The sequence below is a fragment of the Nostoc sp. genome (assembly GCF_036917935.1).
Lineage (GTDB): Bacteria > Cyanobacteriota > Cyanobacteriia > Cyanobacteriales > Nostocaceae > Nostoc.
Map to the genome: position 1 here is coordinate 113,895 of NZ_JBALEL010000040.1, position 20,558 is coordinate 134,452.

12 protein-coding genes are annotated in these 20,558 nt (G+C 45.7%); 6 read left to right on the forward strand and 6 right to left on the reverse strand.

The window, feature by feature from the left end:
- Positions 1 to 183: 183 nt before the first annotated feature.
- Both V7K62_RS18795 and hslO read right to left on the reverse strand, forming a co-directional pair.
- Positions 184 to 2,265 carry a chromosome segregation ATPase gene (locus tag V7K62_RS18795; protein WP_334866589.1) on the reverse strand — a complete coding sequence of 694 codons (2,082 nt, stop codon included), beginning with the start codon at positions 2,263 to 2,265 and terminating at the stop codon, positions 184 to 186.
- Between the two features lie 154 nt (positions 2,266 to 2,419).
- A complete protein-coding gene (hslO, locus tag V7K62_RS18800; RefSeq protein ID WP_334866590.1) occupies positions 2,420 to 3,325 on the reverse strand; it encodes an Hsp33 family molecular chaperone HslO in 906 nt (301 codons plus the stop codon).
- Positions 3,326 to 3,464: 139 nt separating this feature from the next.
- Between hslO and V7K62_RS18805 the strand changes: the two genes are divergently transcribed.
- The gene (locus tag V7K62_RS18805) at positions 3,465 to 3,851 is read left to right on the forward strand and encodes a hypothetical protein (RefSeq protein ID WP_334866592.1); all 387 of its coding nucleotides are present in this window, start codon (positions 3,465 to 3,467) and stop codon (positions 3,849 to 3,851) included.
- Between the two features lie 228 nt (positions 3,852 to 4,079).
- Here V7K62_RS18805 and V7K62_RS18810 read toward each other — a convergent pair whose 3' ends face one another.
- The 3 genes from V7K62_RS18810 to hisD form a co-directional block, all read right to left on the reverse strand.
- A complete protein-coding gene (locus V7K62_RS18810; RefSeq protein WP_334866594.1) occupies positions 4,080 to 4,667 on the reverse strand; it encodes a Uma2 family endonuclease in 588 nt (195 codons plus the stop codon).
- Between the two features lie 19 nt (positions 4,668 to 4,686).
- On the reverse strand, positions 4,687 to 5,112 hold the full coding sequence (locus V7K62_RS18815; RefSeq protein WP_334866596.1) for a universal stress protein: 426 nt from the start codon (positions 5,110 to 5,112) through the stop codon (positions 4,687 to 4,689).
- A gap of 350 nt (positions 5,113 to 5,462) precedes the next feature.
- Complete coding sequence (gene hisD, locus V7K62_RS18820; RefSeq protein ID WP_334866598.1) at positions 5,463 to 6,764, reverse strand: histidinol dehydrogenase; 1,302 nt, start codon at positions 6,762 to 6,764, stop codon at positions 5,463 to 5,465.
- Between the two features lie 724 nt (positions 6,765 to 7,488).
- Between hisD and rpsT the strand changes: the two genes are divergently transcribed.
- The 5 genes from rpsT to V7K62_RS18845 all read left to right on the forward strand — a co-directional run bounded on the left by rpsT (position 7,489) and on the right by V7K62_RS18845 (position 18,943).
- Positions 7,489 to 7,785, forward strand: a complete 297-nt coding sequence (gene rpsT / locus V7K62_RS18825) for a 30S ribosomal protein S20 (protein ID WP_334866600.1) — start codon at positions 7,489 to 7,491, stop codon at positions 7,783 to 7,785.
- Positions 7,786 to 7,869: 84 nt separating this feature from the next.
- Positions 7,870 to 8,667: a TatD family hydrolase gene (locus tag V7K62_RS18830; protein WP_334866602.1), complete on the forward strand. Its 798-nt coding sequence runs from the start codon at positions 7,870 to 7,872 to the stop codon at positions 8,665 to 8,667.
- Positions 8,668 to 9,493: 826 nt separating this feature from the next.
- A complete protein-coding gene (gene rpoB / locus V7K62_RS18835) occupies positions 9,494 to 12,793 on the forward strand; it encodes a DNA-directed RNA polymerase subunit beta (RefSeq protein WP_334866604.1) in 3,300 nt (1,099 codons plus the stop codon).
- A 123-nt stretch (positions 12,794 to 12,916) separates the two neighbouring features.
- On the forward strand, positions 12,917 to 14,794 hold the full coding sequence (locus V7K62_RS18840; RefSeq protein ID WP_334866606.1) for a DNA-directed RNA polymerase subunit gamma: 1,878 nt from the start codon (positions 12,917 to 12,919) through the stop codon (positions 14,792 to 14,794).
- Positions 14,795 to 14,896: 102 nt separating this feature from the next.
- Positions 14,897 to 18,943 carry a DNA-directed RNA polymerase subunit beta'' gene (locus V7K62_RS18845; RefSeq protein ID WP_334866608.1) on the forward strand — a complete coding sequence of 1,349 codons (4,047 nt, stop codon included), beginning with the start codon at positions 14,897 to 14,899 and terminating at the stop codon, positions 18,941 to 18,943.
- An 862-nt stretch (positions 18,944 to 19,805) separates the two neighbouring features.
- On the opposite strand, the gene V7K62_RS18850 is transcribed toward V7K62_RS18845, so the two are convergent.
- Positions 19,806 to 20,486 (reverse strand): uracil-DNA glycosylase, encoded by a 681-nt coding sequence (locus V7K62_RS18850; RefSeq protein WP_334866610.1) that lies wholly within the window; start codon positions 20,484 to 20,486, stop codon positions 19,806 to 19,808.
- Positions 20,487 to 20,558: the final 72 nt, after the last annotated feature.

Genomic DNA, 20,558 nt, shown 5'->3' on the forward strand with positions numbered 1-20,558 from the left:
TTTTTACGTTATGTTGACACCAATAACATCTGTGTACCCCTAACCTGTAGTTTATTTACTTGAAAAACGTTGTAAATTGAGACACATTAAGGTAAGTTTTTCCCTACACCTCGGCATCCCTGATATGCTCCTCAAAAATGCTGAATCAAAAGGTTTTAACTGAATGAATCGTTAATAACGATATTACTGCCCATTAATAGTAGTTGATGGAGGAAATGGCAGAGATTCAGGCTGAGGCTGAGGCTGAGGCTGAGGTTCAGGTTGAGGATTGAGAAATTCTTGCCAAGTCTTAATTTGCTCTTGTGCTGAACTGTAAGCAGCACTACCGCGTGGAACCGATTTGGCAATGTCAATGCCTCTAGCAATATCAGACTGACCTTGAGTGCGTGCTATTTCTAACAATTGCTGACTCCATTGGTCAATAGCCTGATTCGCATCCATACGTAAGATGCTATTGTTTGAAACCCGATCCGCTAGCCGTATTGCTTCAACCAAGGCTTCTGGCGTGCCAGTCGCCCCCACTTCCTGGGCTTTTTTCCAGTTTTCTTTGGTGCGGATTTGCCCTTCCCACTCATTTACCGCAGCTTGTGCATCTGGAGCAAGCGCCCTTCCCGACGAGGCAATTTGTTGAGCTGTGCTAATGGCGGCGGTGAGATTTCCACTCTGGGCTAGTTCTTGTGCTTGATCCAAGTAGGGTTGGTCTTGTATTCGCTGAATCTTTCCTACCCAAGTACGAATTTTTTTCCGCGCTTCTGGATATAATGCACGACCTCTACGAATTTCGCTGGCCTGGGCGATCGCAGCTTGCAAGGAGTTAATATCGTCAAATATTGCTATCTGTTCGGCGCGGTCTAAGTAAGGTTGGTCTTCAATTGTCTCGACTTGGGCACTCCAGCGACCGATCTCTTGCCTAGCTTCTGTGCCCCTGGGATTACTCGCAGGGATGAGTTGCACTTGGGCGATCGCTGCTGTTAAATTAGGGACTGTTCCCTGACTAGCCAATATTCTCGCTTTTTCCAGATTCGCAACATCTTCAATTTCCAACTGCCAACGAGCAATTAGTTGCTGTGCTTCGTTATACACTGGTCTGGAAGGATCAATTTGTTGTGCTTGAGCGATCGCTGCCTCTAAACCAGAAACATTACCTATCCAAGCACTCCTTTTGGCGTCAGCTATGGCGATAAAGTCATCGGTTTCGCCTTGTAGTTTCGTAATTTCGGGAATTTGTCTAGCAATATCTAGTGCTTCATCCGCATCCTTCTTGTCTAGTTTTGCCTGTGCCAATTCCAGCATTTTACGTCCAAATGCGGGAATCGCTTGTTGAGCTTTTTGGTAAAGGTAACTTTCCTGCCCAATGGACTCGGCTAACTTGATCGCTTCTAATAAATTATCGACAACTTTGCTGTTTGCTAAACTTTCGGCTTTTCCTAACTTATCGCCATCTTCCCGCGCTGTAGCAATTAGACGATTCAATTGGTCGTATTTAATACCCGCCCAGTATTGATTGTCTACGCGCAGCATTTTAGCGGATAACATGAACGCCGATTGCCAGCGCCGTTCCTTTACTTCAGCGATCGCACCATTGTATGTGGCTTCAGCTTTTGACCAAATTGTTTGCCATTTGTCAACTTGTTCATTTACTAATTTATAAGCTGCCACATCTTCGGGTATCTTACGAGCAGTAGCGATCGCTTCCTCTAAATTCCCAGTTTGGAAACTTTGATCAGCTAGCTTCAAAATATCCCGCGACCATTCTTCGATGAAACGATCAATTTCTCCATGCAACGGGTGATTTTGTGGTAGTTGCTTCACCAGAGCGATCGCTTGCAATAGGTCGTTCACTGTCTGTTTAGACGCCGCCAACTGAGCGCAGTGTAGCCGCACAGAAGCACTAGCTAGGGGCCAGAAAATCGAGGGGCAATTAGGGGCAGCTGGCAACTTTAGCAGCATTGCCATTGCCAAGAATCCTACACTGCCGGGAATCAACATTAGTAGTACTAGCCACAATGTCCAGCTTTTCATCCAGCGTGGCCATTTCCTCGAAGTACTACTGAGTTGGGCAGTTTCTTCTGAATTACTATTTATAGGTAATCCTTTCGTATGGTTTTTTTTTCGCCGCTTCACTGACTTGGAGGTAGAACCAGTAGCTGGGATGTCAAATGGCTGAGTTTCACCGAATTGTTCTGTTCGGGATAATCTTTTGTTTTGATCTGGCTCTCTTCCACTGGCTGAAGACCAACTGTCTGGAATATCCCGCTCTGTCATCTCTCACACCAAAATAATTGAATAGCGCTCTGTTTTAGGTTGATAATTCCATTGTTGACATATTAGCTTTCTCATGATTAAAAAGCTACTTTTTTGATTATCTCTCTCCACAGAGTACCATTATCAATCTAAAAAATCAGTGTTATTTTATACTTTATTCTGAAACAGCAGATTCAGCTTGCAAATCGGCAATTAGTTGAGCTAACTGATCGCTACTTGCCTGGTAGACGTTGCCGCAAAAGTCGCAAGTTGCTTCTGCACCATCATCTTTAACAATCATATCTTGCAGTTCAGCCTCTCCCAAAATCTTCAGTGCCCCCAAAACACGATCAAAAGAACAACCACAATGGAAACGCAGCATTTGGCGTTCGGGAAAAATTTCCAGCCCCATGTCTCCCAACAAGTCGCCAAAGATTTCAGGTAACGTCTTCCCAGCTTGCAACAACGGCGTAAATCCTGCTAGACCAGCAACCCGTGATTCCAACGTTTCTACTAGGGCTTCGTCTCTGGCAGCTTTGGGCAATATTTGTACCAGTAATCCTCCAGCAGCAGTTACTCCCCCTGCTCCCACGAACACACCTAAAACTAAAGCCGAAGGTGTTTGTTCGGAATTTACCAGATAATGAGCCACATCATCACCAATTTCGCCAGAAACTAGTTCTACCGTACTAGAGTAAGGATAACCATAACCGATATCCCGCACAACGTAGAGGTAGCCGCCACCCACCGCAGCACCAACATCTAGCTTACCTTTGGCATTGGGAGGCAATTCTACAGATGGATTTCCGACATATCCGCGTACCGTACCATCTAAGCCTGCATCTACCAATATTCCACCTAAAGGCCCATCGCCCTTTACCCGGACATTGACCCTCGATCCAGTTCGCTTCATACTAGAAGCCATTAACAAGCCGGCCGCCATAGTCCGACCCAGTGCTGCCGTTGCCACATAGGAAAGCTTGTGGCGTTGCCGTGTTTCTTCTGTTAAACGTGTGGCGATCACACCTACGGCACGAATTCCACCTTCGGCTGCTGTTGCACGAATTAACTGATCCGCCATGAATAACCTTACATTTCTTAACAAGTTCACTTTTTATATTCTAAGTTCTCTGCTGCGAGAAAAGTGACGTAGTAATAATCAGTGATTGATTTGCAATATTAGAAATAGCGATGTCTCATCTTTAGGTAATCCGAGAAAAATGCTGGGTAATTTTCAACAAAGCCAACTGCGGATCGAAATCGAAGCATCAACAGATGCAATTCGTGACAGTCTGCTGCATCCGATGCAACTACAAAAATGGCTCTTAGGGCAGCGTTTTGCGCCAGGAATGCCAGAAGAACTGCTTCCCGGATTCCAGTTTACGACCTGGACTGGGCCAGTGGCGATTCATCATCAAGTAAACGTTGTCAAATCCAACTGTCTCCGCTTGGTACTTAGCGGAGGTATTGACGGGTTCCACGAATGGTACTGGGGAGAAGGTTGGGTACAGTCACGCTTGGAAGGAGTTTCAATTTTGCCCTTGAATTTGGGTCAAACGCTGAGTTTGTTGAGCTTACGTCAGTTTCTGGCAACTCAAGAACGTTGAATCTACTGAACGTAGAAGGGAAATTTTCCTTGTCTCTATGGCTAGCCCTTTCAAGATGACTCGAAAAATCTCTTTTTTTCTCTCTCTGCAACGGACACTTTGCTCAAGTTGGGAAACCCGCCCATGCAAGTGTCCTCCTCTGTGCCTCTGCGGTTTTAGAGTAATTTATCTAACCACTCCAAACGCAGAGAACACAGAATTGCATAGGTTAAAATCCTTAAATTATTTTTAATTGTCGGCTGTTAACACTTGTTCAACTGTCAATTCTAACTGCGGAAAAGTTGGAGATTGAATATGTTCAGAACCCAAAAACTCTACTGGTTCGTATAATTCTTCAATCAAGGTGAAAACAGTCACTTTGTTGGTTAACGGATCGACAATCCAATACTCTGGAATATTTAAAACGTTATACTCAACTCGCTTGGCTCGATAATCTACAATCTTTGTTGACTCACTGACGACTTCCACTACTAATAAGGGGGGTGGTTCGTTGAGTTCAATAACTGCCTCTCGGTTTCTCAACTCTCGCCACTGAGGTAACGGAATCACAACTACATCTGGAATTCTCGATGTATCCCATCTGCCAGCACGGGGGGAACGAACACCAATAACCATTTGTTTAGAAGTCCAATCCCACTTTAGTCGGAGAATTTCTGCTCGGAAAGCAACATTTAGAAATTCTGTTAATGCCCCATGTTGCCCACTTCCCAGACTCATGGGAATTAGTTCTCCATTCACCAATTCATAGCGCGTATCAGTACCATCATCATATTTCAGGTATTCCTCAAAGGTTAGTTTTGGGGTAGTTATAGTCATTGCTTCCCCTTGCAAATTTTTACTTTGGTTTTACTACCAACACTGAACAATTAGCCTCTTCTACAACTTGACTGCTAACAGAACCCTGAACAATTCGCTTCATCCCCATCAACCCCCGACTGCCAATTATTATCAAGTCGGTTTTATAAATATTCGCAAGACGAATAATTTCTTCGGCAGCATCACCAGTTACTAGTTCTAACTCACAAGTGATTGATAAGTTTTCCTGATACGATTGCAGTTGTTTTTCAATCTGAAAATAAGAAAATGTTGGCGACTCTGGCTGAGGACGATCAGCGGGTACTTCCATCTCTGACTCTGGCGTGGGAAACACATGACAAAGAATAACCTTGGCATCTTTTGACAATGCCAAATTATCTAAAGTCTGAATTACTCGTTCTGAAATTTCCGAACCGTCCAGAGCTACCAAAACACTATTTAGCACCGCTCTCGTCTCCTAAAGAGTAGACCCCTTACATAAGTATCTAGCAAAATTCGTCGGTAGCGACACTAAACCAATTTTTTATTTGCCAATTATATATATTTGAGGCTGTGCCTTATGTCAGTTTCACGCCGCTTTCATGCTAATGCGTTGTAGCTAATGGTCTGGAAAAGTTTTTCACGAGTTTCTTGGAGAGGGTTTTTCTCTCCAAGAAACTATCCTCGGCAATGCCCGACTTGTGGATGCTTAAAATATGGCTGAAGGCAGGATAGCAAATGGCGTGCGTTAGCGTAGCTTACCGTAGGTATCGCTATCCAAAGTTTGAGTTATAAGAAAAAATTAAGCATTCCAAATCACTCTTCTTGCTGAATTCGGCGTCGTACTGAATCAGCATGAGAAGGTAAACCCTCTGCTGTTGCTAGCACATCAATAGCACCAGCCACATTTTGCAGTGCGGTTTGGGAGTATTGAACAATACTGGAGTGCTTGAGGAAAGTTTCAACCCCTAATGCCGAAGCATAGCGGGCAGCACCAGAAGTTGGCAAGGTATGGTTAGGGCCTGCCAAATAGTCTCCTACGGCTTCTGGTGTTGAGTAACCTAAAAAGATTGCCCCAGCGTGGCGAATCTGTGGTAGTAATGCCCAAGGGTCTTTGATTTCTAATTCCAGATGTTCGGGGGCGAATTCATTTGAGAGTTCTGCTGCTGCTTCGAGCGATTCCACAACGACAATCAAGCCGTAATGAGCGATCGCTTTTTCTGTGTCTATTCGCCGTGGGTGATCCACTAGCTGTCTTTCCAAGGCTAATTGGACGTTTTTCGCCAAAGCAGCATCTGTCGTCAGCAAAATCGCTGCCGCCATTGGATCGTGTTCGGCTTGGGCTAGCAAGTCAGCAGCTACATGCACTGGATTTGCGGTTTCATCGGCAATCACCAGCACTTCGCTGGGGCCTGCCAAGGAATCAATACCGACGGTACCATAGACAAGTTTTTTCGCAAGGGTGACATAAATGTTACCAGGCCCAGTAATTACATTCACTTTCGGAATCGTTTCTGTACCATAGGCTAAAGCGGCGATCGCTTGTGCGCCCCCAATCCGATAAATTTCTTGCACCCCTGCTTCTTGGGCAGCTACTAAGACTGCTGGATTAATAGCACCCCCTGGGCCTGGTGGTGTCACCATCACCACGTGGGGTACAGCAGCAACACGAGCCGGAATTGCATTCATCAGCACTGTACTGGGATAGGCGGCACGGCCACCAGGCACATACAACCCGGCTCGGTCTACGGGGGTGTAGCGTTTGCCCAGCACTACTTCATCGTCGCCAAAGTGTACCCAGCTTTTCGGTACTCGCTGACGATGAAACGCTTCAATTTTGCGGCAAGCTAGCCGAATCGCATCAAGCAATTCCTTTGACACCTGTTGATAGGCTGCATCTAGTTCCGAGCCTGTAACTCGGAGTTCTTCTGCTTTCAGGGTTTGTTTGTCAAATTCGGCTGTGTAATGCAATACAGCTTTGTCGCCTTGGCGCTTCACTGCTTGCAAAACTTCCCGCACCGTTGCTTCTTTGTGAAGCACTTGTTCGTCATGGGTGCGATCGCAGATCCGTTGTAGTTCTGCTCTAACGTCTGCCTGCTGAGTAATGATTCGCAGCATGGAGTAAGGACAATGCCAAAATTATAATATTGCCACCTGAGATTTAGTATTGCTCTTGACCCACTGGGGTGTGCAAGCTGACTCTAATTCTCTTCTCTAGCTTAACCTGGATTTTTTTGATACTCTCAAGGCTACCAGCGTATAGTTTGCTTGAGAAGGCGACTTAATTTCTCAATCCTATAAGCCTTGACAGGCTAGCGGTAGGAAGCAGGCGTGCCATTTCCCGTTCCCTTACGCCCTTCCCCTCACTCTTGGCGGGGTGCAGATGGTGTGTTTACACATCCAATCTCCCGAATTTACAGCGGGTAGGGTCTGAGTAGAATTTTTACTTATTTCCCTAACTTTTACTCTTTCATGTGTGTACAGACACGATATATCGGTTCTATACTTAAAAATTCCTGATATTTAGCTCTTTACGCTTCCTGCCTTTAACAATACATCCGCCTTATAGTACAGATTATATTTATTGGCAATCACATTGCTGAATCAGGCTGTGGTGAGTTAGGGTGACAGTTTTATTTGATGTACTTTATTTTAACGCATTTCCTAAATTGAGGAAATACTGAATTTGGGAGTAGGAGTAGGGAACTATTGATCTTTATCCATACCCAATACCCAATCTCATAATTTTTTTAGGAAATTATAACATTGGCAATTTGGATGCTATATTAGTAAGTCTAGTAGTGTGTGTACATAATTAATAATAGTATTTTTGGAATTGACTGTGGCGAATACAAAGTCTGCTCTCAAGCGTGCCGAAATCGCAGAACGTAACCGACTGCGTAATAAAGCTTACAAATCAGCAGTGAAGACGCTGATGAAGAACTACTTTAATGCTGTAGCTGCCTATACAGCTAATCCTACCCCAGAATTAAAACAAGAAGTACAGACTCGGTTATCCGAGGCTTACGGCAAAATCGATAAAGCGATCAAACGGGGTGTCCTTCACCCCAACAATGGGGCAAGGAAAAAGTCAAGATTGGCTCACAGACTAAAACCCCTCGCCCAAACGGCTGAGTAGTCATTGGTCATTTGTCCTTAGTCATTAGTCATTGGTAACAAAACAAACGACAAATGAGAAAGGACAAACAACAAAGGACAAAAGATGCAACTGATAGACACGCACGTACATCTCAACTTTGATAGTTTCCAGTCGGATTTAGCAACAGTGCGATCGCGGTGGCAAGAAGCAGGTGTAGTGCGTCTAGTACATTCCTGTGTTCACCCAGAGGAGTTTTCCAGTATTCAATCCATCGCCCAAGAGTTTCCCGAAATCAGCTTTGCTGTGGGATTACATCCTTTAGATGCTGAGAAATGGAATACCGAGACAGCCGAGAAAATCAAAACTTTAGCGAGTTCTGACTCGAATGTGGTAGCAATTGGGGAAATGGGGCTGGATTTTTACAAAGCTGATAACTATGAGCAACAGTATATGGTGTTCGAGTCACAGCTGGCGATCGCATCTGAACTAAACTTACCAGTGATTATCCACTGCCGTGATGCTGCTGTGGCAACCAGAGAAGTGTTGCAAAAATGGCGGGAACTCAAAGGAGAAAGAGTGCGGGGTGTCATGCATTGCTGGGGAGGAACACCAGAAGAAACTCAATGGTTTCTCGATTTAGGCTTCTATATCAGCTTTAGCGGAACGGTAACGTTCAAAAACGCCAAAGCGATCCAATCCTCAGCTGCGATGGTGAGTAGCGATCGCCTACTGATTGAAACAGACTGTCCATTTCTGGCTCCAGTTCCGAAACGGGGCGAGAGGCGCAACGAGCCTGCCTACGTACTGTATGTCGCCGAGCAAGTAGCTAAACTGCGCCAGGAAACGGTAGAGGCGATCGCTCAGCAAACCACCCAAAATGCCTGTGACTTATTCGGTCTGTCAATATCAAGCGTGTCCTAGTGTGTTTTGTTAAGTTGTGCTAAAAAAAATAAAACTATAGGGGGACAAAAATATGCTAATATTATTCCCTCAAAAACATTTTGCTTGCGCCATAATGATAAAGGAAGGAGCCTAAAACTTCTCATCTGAATTTTCCATGCTGTTATGGCTTGGCCATCCTCCAAATCTCTACAAGCGGATGCTCTCCACACATGACTAACCGTGCCAACCCAAATTGAGCTAGACTTTTGCACAAGATCGGTTTGGTGTGTATTGAACCTATTCAAAATCGTTAAACAAAATTGCCTTGTGAGTACAATCCAGCAAAATGAAGTGATTCTGATTCAAAATCGACAAGATGCGGATCATTCCCTCAGTCTTAGGATATGTAAGATATCACTGAGAGTATAAACAGCGGGGTGGATTTAAGACACACTGTGTGGAGCGGCGTCAGCAAATTAACGCGCTTTTTGGAGGGGAAGTGAGGAAAGTAGATCAAATTCAGGAATATTTCAACTGGATATTCTTTTTGAAATGGGGTACGGGGCATGGAGTATGGAGCATGGAGTATTGGGTGCAGAGTGGAAAGACTTTCAACAACTTCTTTCCTCCTCTGCTCCGGCACCCCCTATTACCCAGTACCCATTATTTAATTCCGATTAAGGGCGATTTCCCCTTATCAAAATTGCTCATTGCAGCCAGCTTTAATCGCTACGTTTGCCCACACCTGTAAATAGCAAGTGTGTAAGAAAAAGTTCCCAAACAGCTAAGGACACTGGCTAGCAGTGGGAAGCGTCAAACAGCAGTGTCCAAGGGAAAATTTAACCAGGTTGACAAAGGTAGAGGCATGACTAAAGAAACATATATGGAACCCGCCTTTCTGTTGCCCGACTTGATTGAAATCCAGCGGTCAAGCTTTCGCTGGTTTTTGGAAGAAGGGCTGATAGAAGAACTTAACTCCTTTAGTCCTATCACAGATTATACGGGTAAATTAGAACTGCACTTTTTGGGTCATAACTACAAACTCAAGGAGCCAAAGTACAGCGTCGAAGAAGCCAAACGGCGGGATAGTACTTATGCTGTGCAAATGTATGTTCCCACACGCCTGATTAATAAAGAAACCGGGGAAATCAAAGAGCAAGAGGTATTCATTGGGGATTTGCCTTTGATGACCGATCGCGGCACGTTTATTATTAATGGAGCCGAGCGGGTAATTGTCAATCAAATAGTGCGATCGCCAGGAGTCTACTACAAATCAGAAATAGACAAAAACGGGCGACGTACTTATTCCGCTAGCTTAATTCCCAACCGGGGAGCATGGCTGAAATTTGAAACAGACCGTAACGATTTAGTTTGGGTACGCATCGACAAAACCCGCAAACTATCAGCCCAGGTACTTTTAAAAGCTTTAGGCTTATCAGACAACGAAATCTTTGACGCCTTACGCCACCCAGAATATTTCCAAAAAACCATTGAAAAAGAAGGGCAGTTTTCTGAAGAGGAAGCCCTGATGGAGTTATATCGCAAACTGCGTCCTGGTGAACCACCCACAGTTTTAGGTGGGCAACAACTCCTAGACTCTCGTTTCTTTGACCCGAAACGTTATGACCTTGGTCGCGTTGGACGGTACAAGCTCAACAAGAAATTGCGCCTTTCTGTCCCAGACACAATGCGCGTGTTGACTGCTGGTGATATCTTGGCAGCTGTAGATTACCTGATCAACCTGGAATATGATATTGGTAACATCGACGACATCGATCACCTAGGTAATCGTCGGGTGAGAAGCGTCGGTGAATTGCTGCAAAACCAAGTGCGAGTTGGCTTAAACCGCCTAGAGAGAATCATTCGAGAACGGATGACCGTATCCGATGCTGAAGTGCTAACTCCCGCTTCCTTGGTGAACCCCAAACCATTAGTAGCAGCAATTAAAGAATTCTTTGGTTCCAGCCAGTTAAGTCAGTTCATGGATCAAACAAATCCCTTAGCAGAACTGACCCACAAACGCCGTCTGAGTGCCCTTGGCCCTGGTGGTTTAACCCGCGAACGCGCTGGGTTTGCCGTGCGGGATATTCATCCTAGTCACTATGGACGCATTTGCCCCATTGAGACACCAGAAGGCCCCAACGCTGGATTGATTGGCTCCTTAGCAACCCATGCGCGGGTAAACCTGTACGGCTTCCTAGAAACACCATTTAGACCTGTAGAAAATGGTCGGGTCAGATTTGACCTGCCTCCAGCCTACATGACAGCCGATGAAGAAGATGACCTGCGGGTTGCTCCGGGAGATATTCCTGTAGATGAAACCGGGCACATTATTGGGCCACTAGTGCCGGTACGTTATCGCCAAGAATTTTCCACCACAACACCAGAACAGGTGGACTACGTAGCAGTATCTCCCGTACAGATTGTGTCGGTAGCGACCAGCATGATTCCCTTCTTGGAGCATGATGACGCTAACCGAGCGCTGATGGGATCGAACATGCAACGGCAAGCAGTACCGCTGCTCAAGCCAGAACGTCCTCTGGTAGGTACAGGTTTGGAAGCACAAGGGGCAAGAGACTCCGGGATGGTGGTTGTATCGCGTACCGATGGCGATGTCACATACGTGGATGCCACAGAAATTCGTGTCCGTCCGAAACCAGCAACCCCCGAAATTAAGTACACCCTTTCCAAGTACCAACGCTCAAACCAAGACACCTGTTTAAATCAGAAACCTCTCGTCCGCATTGGTGAACGTGTTGTTGCTGGTCAGGTGCTAGCTGATGGCTCCTCCACTGAAGGCGGTGAATTGGCGCTAGGACAAAATATCGTAGTTGCCTATATGCCTTGGGAAGGCTACAACTACGAAGACGCAATTTTAATTTCTGAAAGACTGGTGCAGGATGATGTCTACACCTCAATTCACATTGAAAAATATGAAATTGAAGCCAGACAGACGAAGTTGGGGCCAGAAGAAATCACCAGAGAAATTCCCAATGTTGGGGAAGATGCCTTGCGTCAGTTGGATGAACAGGGAATCATTCGCATTGGGGCATGGGTAGAAGCTGGTGATATCTTGGTAGGAAAAGTCACACCCAAGGGTGAATCTGACCAACCGCCAGAAGAAAAACTGTTGCGGGCTATTTTTGGTGAAAAAGCACGAGATGTGCGGGACAATTCCCTGCGAGTACCAAATGGTGAAAAAGGTCGTGTAGTTGATGTGCGCTTGTTTACTCGTGAACAAGGCGATGAACTGCCACCAGGAGCCAATATGGTAGTTCGGGTGTATGTTGCCCAAAAACGCAAAATCCAAGTTGGTGACAAAATGGCAGGACGCCACGGTAATAAAGGGATTATTTCTCGGATATTACCAGCGGAAGATATGCCTTATTTGCCCGATGGTTCACCAGTGGACATTGTACTTAACCCCTTGGGTGTACCCAGTCGGATGAACGTCGGACAAGTATTTGAGTGCCTCTTGGGTTGGGCTGGTCAGACCTTGGGAGTACGATTTAAGATTACTCCTTTTGATGAAATGTACGGTGAAGAGACATCCCGCCGAATCGTGCATGGCAAATTGCAAGAAGCAAGGGACGAAACAGGGAAAGACTGGGTATATAACCCAGATAACCCAGGCAAAATCATGGTGTATGACGGTCGTACAGGCGAACCCTTTGACCGAGCAATCACTATCGGTGTGGCTTACATGCTGAAACTCGTGCATTTGGTGGATGATAAGATCCACGCCCGTTCCACAGGCCCATACTCACTGGTGACTCAGCAACCCTTGGGTGGTAAAGCACAACAAGGTGGTCAGCGGTTTGGGGAAATGGAAGTGTGGGCATTGGAAGCCTTTGGTGCGGCTTACACCTTACAGGAATTGCTCACAGTTAAATCTGACGATATGCAAGGACGAAATGAAGCCCTAAATGCGATCGTTAAAGGTAAGGCAATTCCTCGTCCTGGAACCCCAGAGTCCTTTAAGGTGCTAATGCGCGAGTTGCAATCATTGGGGTTAGACATTGCCGTACACAAGGTAGAAACCCAAGCAGACGGCAGTTCCCTAGATGTGGAAGTCGATTTGATGGCAGACCAATCAGCTCGTCGCACACCTCCTCGACCAACTTATGAATCTCTTTCCCGCGAATCGCTGGAAGACGACGAATAATTCGTAATTGATAATTCGTAATTCGTAATTGAATAATTAATTGCGAATTACGAATTAGAAATTGTTAATTACGAATTAGAAATTGTTAATTACGAATTAGAAATTGTTAATTACGAATTAAGTATGAGACCTGCCCAAACTAATCAGTTTGACTACGTAAAAATCGGCTTGGCTTCCCCTGAACGCATTCGGCAGTGGGGCGAGAGAACATTGCCCAATGGTCAAGTAGTCGGTGAAGTTACCAAGCCAGAGACGATTAACTACCGAACTCTCAAGCCAGAGATGGATGGCTTATTTTGTGAGCGCATCTTTGGCCCCGCGAAAGATTGGGAATGCCATTGTGGCAAGTATAAAAGAGTCCGTCACAGAGGTATTGTCTGTGAGCGCTGTGGGGTAGAAGTCACCGAGTCACGGGTGCGTCGCCACCGCATGGGTTATATTAAGCTCGCTGCACCAGTAGCTCACGTTTGGTATCTCAAAGGCATTCCTAGCTATATTTCCATCCTGTTGGATATGCCCTTACGGGATGTCGAGCAGATTGTCTATTTCAACTCTTATGTTGTCCTGAGTCCAGGTAATGCTGAAACTTTAACTTACAAACAGCTACTGAGTGAAGATCAGTGGTTGGAAATAGAAGACCAAATTTATAGCGAAGATTCTCTACTGCAAGGCGTAGAGGTAGGTATTGGTGCTGAAGCACTGTTGCGGTTGCTTGCCGATATCAATTTAGAACAAGAAGCGGAAAGCCTACGAGAAGAAATTGGCAACGCCAAGGGACAAAAGAGAGCCAAGTTAATTAAGCGACTGCGGGTAATTGACAACTTTATCGCCACAGGTTCCAAACCAGAGTGGATGGTAATGGCAGTTATTCCCGTAATTCCCCCCGACTTGCGCCCAATGGTGCAACTAGATGGCGGACGGTTTGCCACGAGCGATTTAAATGATTTGTATCGGCGGGTAATTAACCGCAACAATCGTTTAGCACGCTTGCAAGAAATTTTGGCACCAGAGATTATTGTGCGGAACGAAAAGCGGATGCTGCAAGAAGCAGTGGATGCTTTGATTGACAATGGTCGTCGGGGACGCACTGTGGTAGGAGCAAATAACCGACCACTGAAATCTTTGTCCGACATTATTGAGGGTAAGCAAGGACGTTTCCGACAAAACTTGTTAGGTAAACGGGTTGACTATTCTGGACGTTCTGTAATTGTTGTCGGGCCAAAGCTGAAAATTCACCAGTGCGGTTTGCCTAGAGAAATGGCAATTGAGCTATTTCAACCATTTGTGATTAACCGCCTCATTCGTAGCGGCATGGTGAATAACATCAAAGCTGCGAAAAAGCTGATATCTCGTAATGATCCTAGTGTTTGGGATGTGCTGGAAGAGGTGATTGAAGGACACCCTGTAATGCTAAACCGGGCACCAACGTTGCACCGTTTGGGTATTCAGTCTTTTGAACCGATTTTAGTAGAAGGTAGAGCGATTCAACTGCATCCTCTGGTGTGTCCAGCGTTTAACGCCGACTTTGACGGCGACCAAATGGCGGTACATGTCCCTCTTTCTTTAGAAAGTCAGGCTGAAGCGCGGTTGTTAATGTTGGCTTCTAACAATATTTTGTCACCAGCCACAGGTAAACCGATCATCACGCCTAGCCAAGATATGGTATTGGGAGCCTATTATTTAACGGCAGAAAATCCCGGTGCGACAAAAGGTGCAGGAAATTACTTTTCTTCGCTAGAGGATGTAATTATGGCTTTCCAGCAAGATCAAATTGACTTGCACGCCTATATTTACGTAAGGTTTGACGGTGAAATAGAATCAGACCAACCGGATACAGAACCGGTGAAAGTGACGGAAAACGAGGATGGTACGCGCACATTACTCTATAAGTTCCGTCGAGTCAGACAAGACGCTAAAGGCAATGTACTTTCGCAGTATATATACACGACTCCTGGCCGCGTTATTTACAACAATGCCATTCAGGAAGCACTAGCAAGTTAATTCGTAATTTCTAATTCGTAATTCGTAATTGAAGAATTAATTACGAACTACGAACTACGAATTACGAATTATTAATTATTGATGACTCAGGACTAATGATTAATGACTAACGAAAAAATGATTTTTCGCAATCGTGTGGTTGACAAAGGTCAACTGAGAAATTTAATTTCTTGGGCCTTTACAAATTATGGTACAGCGCGAACCGCAGTGATGGCGGACAAATTGAAAGATTTGGGATTTCGCTACGCTACCAAAGCAGGGGTTTCCATCAGTGTAGATGACCTGATGATACCACCAACTAAGCGATTGCTCTTAGAAGCAGCTGAGGAAGAAATTCGCGCTACTGAAACCCGTTATCAACGGGGAGAAATCACTGAAGTAGAACGTTTCCAAAAGGTAATCGATACCTGGAATGGTACCAGTGAAGCCTTGAAAGATGAAGTAGTTGTTCACTTCAAGAAGACTAATCCCCTAAATTCCGTATATATGATGGCATTCTCCGGGGCACGGGGTAACATCTCCCAAGTCCGGCAATTAGTGGGGATGCGGGGACTGATGGCAGATCCTCAAGGGGAAATTATCGATTTGCCCATCAAAACCAACTTCCGTGAAGGACTAACTGTGACGGAATACATTATTTCGTCTTACGGTGCCAGAAAAGGATTGGTGGATACTGCCTTGCGGACGGCTGACTCTGGTTATCTCACCCGCAGGTTGGTGGATGTATCGCAGGATGTGATTATTCGGGAATTTGACTGCGGCACTACGAGAGGCCTTACTGTCGGACCAATGACAGAAGGTGCCAAAACCTTGATTCCTCTAGCAACCCGCTTGATGGGACGGGTCATTGGCGAAGATGTGGTGCATCCGGTAACAAAAGAAGTGATTGCACCACGCAATTCCCCAATTTCTGAGGACTTGGCCAAGAAAATTGAAAAATCTGGGGTGGCAGCAGTTGTGTTGCGATCGCCCCTAACTTGTGAAGCTGCACGTTCTGTCTGTCAACACTGCTACGGTTGGAGTTTAGCCCACGCTAAGATGGTGGACTTGGGCGAAGCTGTGGGGATTATTGCCGCCCAAAGTATCGGCGAACCTGGTACCCAGTTAACTATGCGGACATTCCACACGGGTGGTGTGTTTACTGGGGAAGTGGCGCAACAAGTTCGTTCTAAAATTGATGGGACTGTCAAGCTTCCCCGCAAACTGAAGACTAGAACGTATCGTACCCGCCACGGAGAAGATGCTCTCTATGTTGAGGCTAATGGCATCCTGCTTTTGGAGCCGAAAAAAGAAGGTGATGTTACCCCAGAGAACCAGGAGGTTCATCTGACTCAAGGTTCAACACTATATGTATTTGATGGCAATAAGGTAAAACAAGGTCAGTTGTTGGCAGAGGTTGCCCTCGGTGGACGCACAACTCGGACTAATACAGAAAAAGCCGTTAAAGATGTTGCCTCTGACTTGGCAGGAGAAGTGCAATTTGCCGAAGTAGTTCCAGAACAAAAAACCGACCGTCAGGGTAATACCACAACCACAGCCGCACGCGGTGGTTTGATTTGGATTTTGTCTGGGGAAGTTTACAACTTGCCGCCTGGTGCAGAATTGATTGTCAAAAATGGTGATGCGATCGCCTCTAATGGAGTTTTAGCAGAAACCAAGTTAAGCAGTTTGCACGGTGGTGTGGTGCGCTTGCCCGAGGCTACCCCAGGTAAGAGTACCAGAGAAATTGAGATTATCACCGCTTCTGTGGTCTTAGACCAAGCAACGGTGACAGTCCAAAGTTCCCAAGGTCGTAATAACTACTTAGTTTCCACTGGCAACAACCAGGTATTTAACCTCCGGGCTACACCAGGCACAAAAGTGCAAAATGGTCAAGTGGTAGCTGAGTTGATTGATGACCGCTATCGCACAACCACTGGTGGATTCCTAAAATTCGCGGGTGTCGAAGTCCAGAAAAAAGGCAAAGCCAAGCTGGGTTATGAAGTCGTGCAGGGAGGTACCCTGTTGTGGATTCCCGAAGAAAGCCACGAAGTTAATAAAGATATCTCCTTGCTGTTGGTGGAAGACGGTCAGTTTGTAGAAGCTGGCACTGAGGTAGTGAAGGATATCTTCTGCCAAAACAGCGGTGTGGTAGAAGTGACCCAGAAAAATGACATCCTGCGGGAAGTTGTCGTTAAGCCAGGGGAACTGCTGATGGTGGACGATCCAGAATCAGTTATCGGGCGAGATAACACCTTCATCCAACCAGGTGAGGAATTCCAAGGCAACGTCGCCACGGAATTGCGTTATATCCAGTATGTGGAGACACCAGAAGGGCCCGCCCTATTGAGCCGTCCAGTAGTTGAGTTTGCCGTCCCTGACAATCCAGATGTGCCATCAACTACATCGATAAGTCAACAAACCGGGCGATCGATTCAGTTGCGGGCTGTGCAGCGACTACCTTACAAAGATTCAGAACGCGTCAAATCTGTTGAAGGTGTGGAATTGCTGCGAACCCAGCTAGTGCTGGAAATTGAGCAAGAAGGGGAACAAGACCACAATGCTTCACCCCTTGCAGCAGATATTGAATTGGTACAGGATACTGAAGACCCAGAAGTTCAGCGTTTGCAACTGGTGATTTTGGAATCCTTGGTAATTCGTCGAGACATTACCGCCGATGCCACCCAAGGTAGTACCCAGACGACACTTGAGGTACACGATGGGCTAACCATCGCCCCCGGTTCTGTAGTCGCACGTACCCAAATCTTGTGTAAAGAAGGCGGGGAAGTGCGGGGCGTCCAAAAAGGAACCGAAAACGTGCGTCGCTGCTTGGTGTTGCGCGACGTTGACAGGCTCACCATTAATACTAGTACTCAGCCAAAGGTGAAAGTGGGTGACTTGCTAGTAGAAGGTACAGAAGTTGCTCCTGGAGTTTTTGCCCCAGAATCAGGACAGGTAGTAGATATTAAAAGTGCCGCTGCTGCATCTGGTGGGGAATCAGCTCTGAGTACTAAAAACTACATTATTACTAGCCGCATAGGTCGCCCTTATCGAGTCAGCCCTGGTGCTGTGTTGCAGATAGAAGACGGTGATTTGGTACAACGGGGTGATAACTTGGTGTTGCTAGTCTTTGAACGTGCCAAAACCGGAGATATCATTCAAGGTTTGCCCCGGATTGAGGAACTGCTTGAAGCTCGTAAACCGAAAGAAGCGTGCATTTTATGTCGGCGGGCGGGTGAAGTTAAGGTAGTTTACGGCGATGGTGATGAAGCGATCGCCATCAAGGTCGTAGAATCAAATGGCGTGGTGACAGATTATCCTCTGGGACCAGGACAAAATTTGATTGTGCCAGATGGAGCAACAGTATTAGCGGGACAACCGTTGACTGATGGCCCATCCAATCCCCACGAAATTTTGGAAATCTTCTTTAGCCTGGGTTCCGAAGATGGAATCTATGCTTGTGCTAGTCTTGCCTTGCAAAAGGTACAGACATTCTTGGTGAATGAAGTGCAAATGGTGTATCAGTCTCAAGGAATTGATATTTCCGATAAGCACATTGAAGTGATAGTTCGTCAAATGACCAACAAAGTCAGGATTGATGATGGTGGTGACACCACAATGCTTCCCGGCGAATTGGTGGAACTGCGCCAAGTTGAGCAGGTGAACGAAGCTATGGCAATTACAGGCGGTGCTAGGGCACAATATACCCCAGTATTGTTGGGGATCACCAAAGCATCATTGAACACCGACAGCTTTATTTCCGCCGCATCCTTCCAAGAGACAACACGGGTACTTACCGAAGCAGCTATCGAAGGTAAATCTGACTGGTTGCGCGGATTAAAAGAAAACGTGATTATCGGGCGATTGATTCCAGCGGGTACTGGGTACAATACCTATGATGAACCAGGAGCGATCGATGACTATGCTGCTGAAATTACCAGTAGTGTCTTAGATGAAGTTGATGACCCCCTAGATATGGTCTTAGATGACCGCACAGCCCGCACTTATAATTTAGATTCTCCTACTCTTGGGGAATCTGGCTTTGGCAGCAGACGTGCAGAAAGGTCAGTTCTAGATGAGGAAGATGAATTAATCGCCGATGAAGTAGCAGACGACGACGATTACGAGGAAGAAGAGGAAGACGACGAAGATGATTTCGACGACGAATAGAGACTTGAAATTTCGCGTCTCTATTAAAAGGTAAAAGGTAATATCAAGTCTGCTCAATTACCCATAACCAAACTACCTCACCCGCGCGACTGTAGCCCCTTGCCAAGAGTAAGGGGCTACAGTTGTAAACACAAGTCTGAAATAACTTATTAATTGAGGTTTTAGCGTCAGTTTCACCCCTCCCCAACCCTCCCCAATGCGTTGGGCAGGGAATTCAATTTCATGTTTATCCCCTTGCTATTTCATTCCCTAAAACACGTAAAATTGCAAGTGTTGAGAGAATAAAAATCATGGGTGCAAATCTGATTTAACATCTGCGGCAAAAAACTTGTCAATTAATTATTAATAGTGGTAATAATTATTGTTTTTGCTGTTAAAGACAATAGTCATTAGGGACTGACAAATAAAAAAATATCCCAAAACTGACGCAAAAATCCTCTCTATTTCTCTTCTCTCTGTGTTCTCTGCGTCTGGAGTGGTAGCCTGCGGCAAGCCGCTTCTCTGCGAGAGGCTTCGCCAATGCGTCTACGTTTCTTTGGATAATTTATTTCTTGGAAGTCCCTTACCAGCTGGTCAGATTAAACAAATTGCGGGTTTTCAGGAGTCAGTAAGTCGTCATATTGCGACAGAAAAAACTAGAACTAGCTTCCACTTCAATTAAAATAAGCGATCGCAATTAGTGGAGTGAAATTTTCTCTTTCACAGAGTCTAGTCATCTACATCGCTTAAAATCTTGTATTTAGTCCTCTTGAGAAGACTTTAGCTATTAGCTTTGGAATTTATTCCCAACCGGGATAGCAACCAAGCGAGTAATTGAAAAGATGTGAGTAATAACAAGCCTTAAAAAAGAGGGAATTAAGCATTAGCTATTATTTTGAATTTCGTTTAACTTCGCACGCACTGCCTGGATATCCTGCCACATCAACCATTTCGGCGCACCTTTTTCCTTAGAAGGGTTACGTAGCAAGTAGGAAGGATGAAAAATTGGCATACATAAACGCCCTTCCCACTCCAGCCACTGCCCGCGAATTTTCGTAATCCCCCGCTTATCGCCAGTAATACCTTTGACAGCAGTCGCACCTGTTAACAGGATTATTTTGGGATCAACTAGGCGAATTTGTTCTAGTAGGTAGGGTAGACAAGCCGCCACTTCCACAGGAGTGGGAACTCTATTATCTGGTGGGCGACATTTATTGATATTGGCAATATATACATCATGCTCAGTAGTCAGATTCACCGAGGCCAAAATTTTCTCCAGCAATTGCCCCGATCTACCCACAAATGGTAAACCCGTTTCATCTTCATTTTGACCTGGCGCTTCTCCTACAACCATAATTGGTGCTTTGAGATTGCCACGTCCGACAACAGCATGAGTGCGAGTGTCTCCCAATGGACAACGGTGACAGCGATCGCAATGCTGTGTCAACTCCGTAATATCAGAATAAGTTCCGGGAGCGATCGGAATTTTCGCGTCTGTAGGAATCAGTTCTCGTTGGTTAAAAGTTGAGTCGTCGAAGAGGCTGAGTTGGGTTTCGCTGCTCATGAAAATCAGGATTTTGGCATCAGCGCCAGCTGTTATATCTGAGTTAAATAGCCCTCTGGCTGGATATTGATC

Bases quoted from the DNA above. Each gene is read 5' to 3' on its own strand.
- V7K62_RS18795 (WP_334866589.1), bottom strand. From the start codon at position 2,265: ATGACAGAGCGGGATATTCCAGACAGTTGGTCTTCAGCCAGTGGAAGA.
- hslO (WP_334866590.1), bottom strand. From the start codon at position 3,325: ATGGCGGATCAGTTAATTCGTGCAACAGCAGCCGAAGGTGGAATTCGT.
- V7K62_RS18805 (WP_334866592.1), top strand. From the start codon at position 3,465: ATGCTGGGTAATTTTCAACAAAGCCAACTGCGGATCGAAATCGAAGCA.
- V7K62_RS18810 (WP_334866594.1), bottom strand. From the start codon at position 4,667: ATGACTATAACTACCCCAAAACTAACCTTTGAGGAATACCTGAAATAT.
- hisD (WP_334866598.1), bottom strand. From the start codon at position 6,764: ATGCTGCGAATCATTACTCAGCAGGCAGACGTTAGAGCAGAACTACAA.
- V7K62_RS18830 (WP_334866602.1), top strand. From the start codon at position 7,870: ATGCAACTGATAGACACGCACGTACATCTCAACTTTGATAGTTTCCAG.
- rpoB (WP_334866604.1), top strand. From the start codon at position 9,494: ATGACTAAAGAAACATATATGGAACCCGCCTTTCTGTTGCCCGACTTG.
- V7K62_RS18840 (WP_334866606.1), top strand. From the start codon at position 12,917: ATGAGACCTGCCCAAACTAATCAGTTTGACTACGTAAAAATCGGCTTG.
- V7K62_RS18845 (WP_334866608.1), top strand. From the start codon at position 14,897: ATGACTAACGAAAAAATGATTTTTCGCAATCGTGTGGTTGACAAAGGT.
- V7K62_RS18850 (WP_334866610.1), bottom strand. From the start codon at position 20,486: ATGAGCAGCGAAACCCAACTCAGCCTCTTCGACGACTCAACTTTTAAC.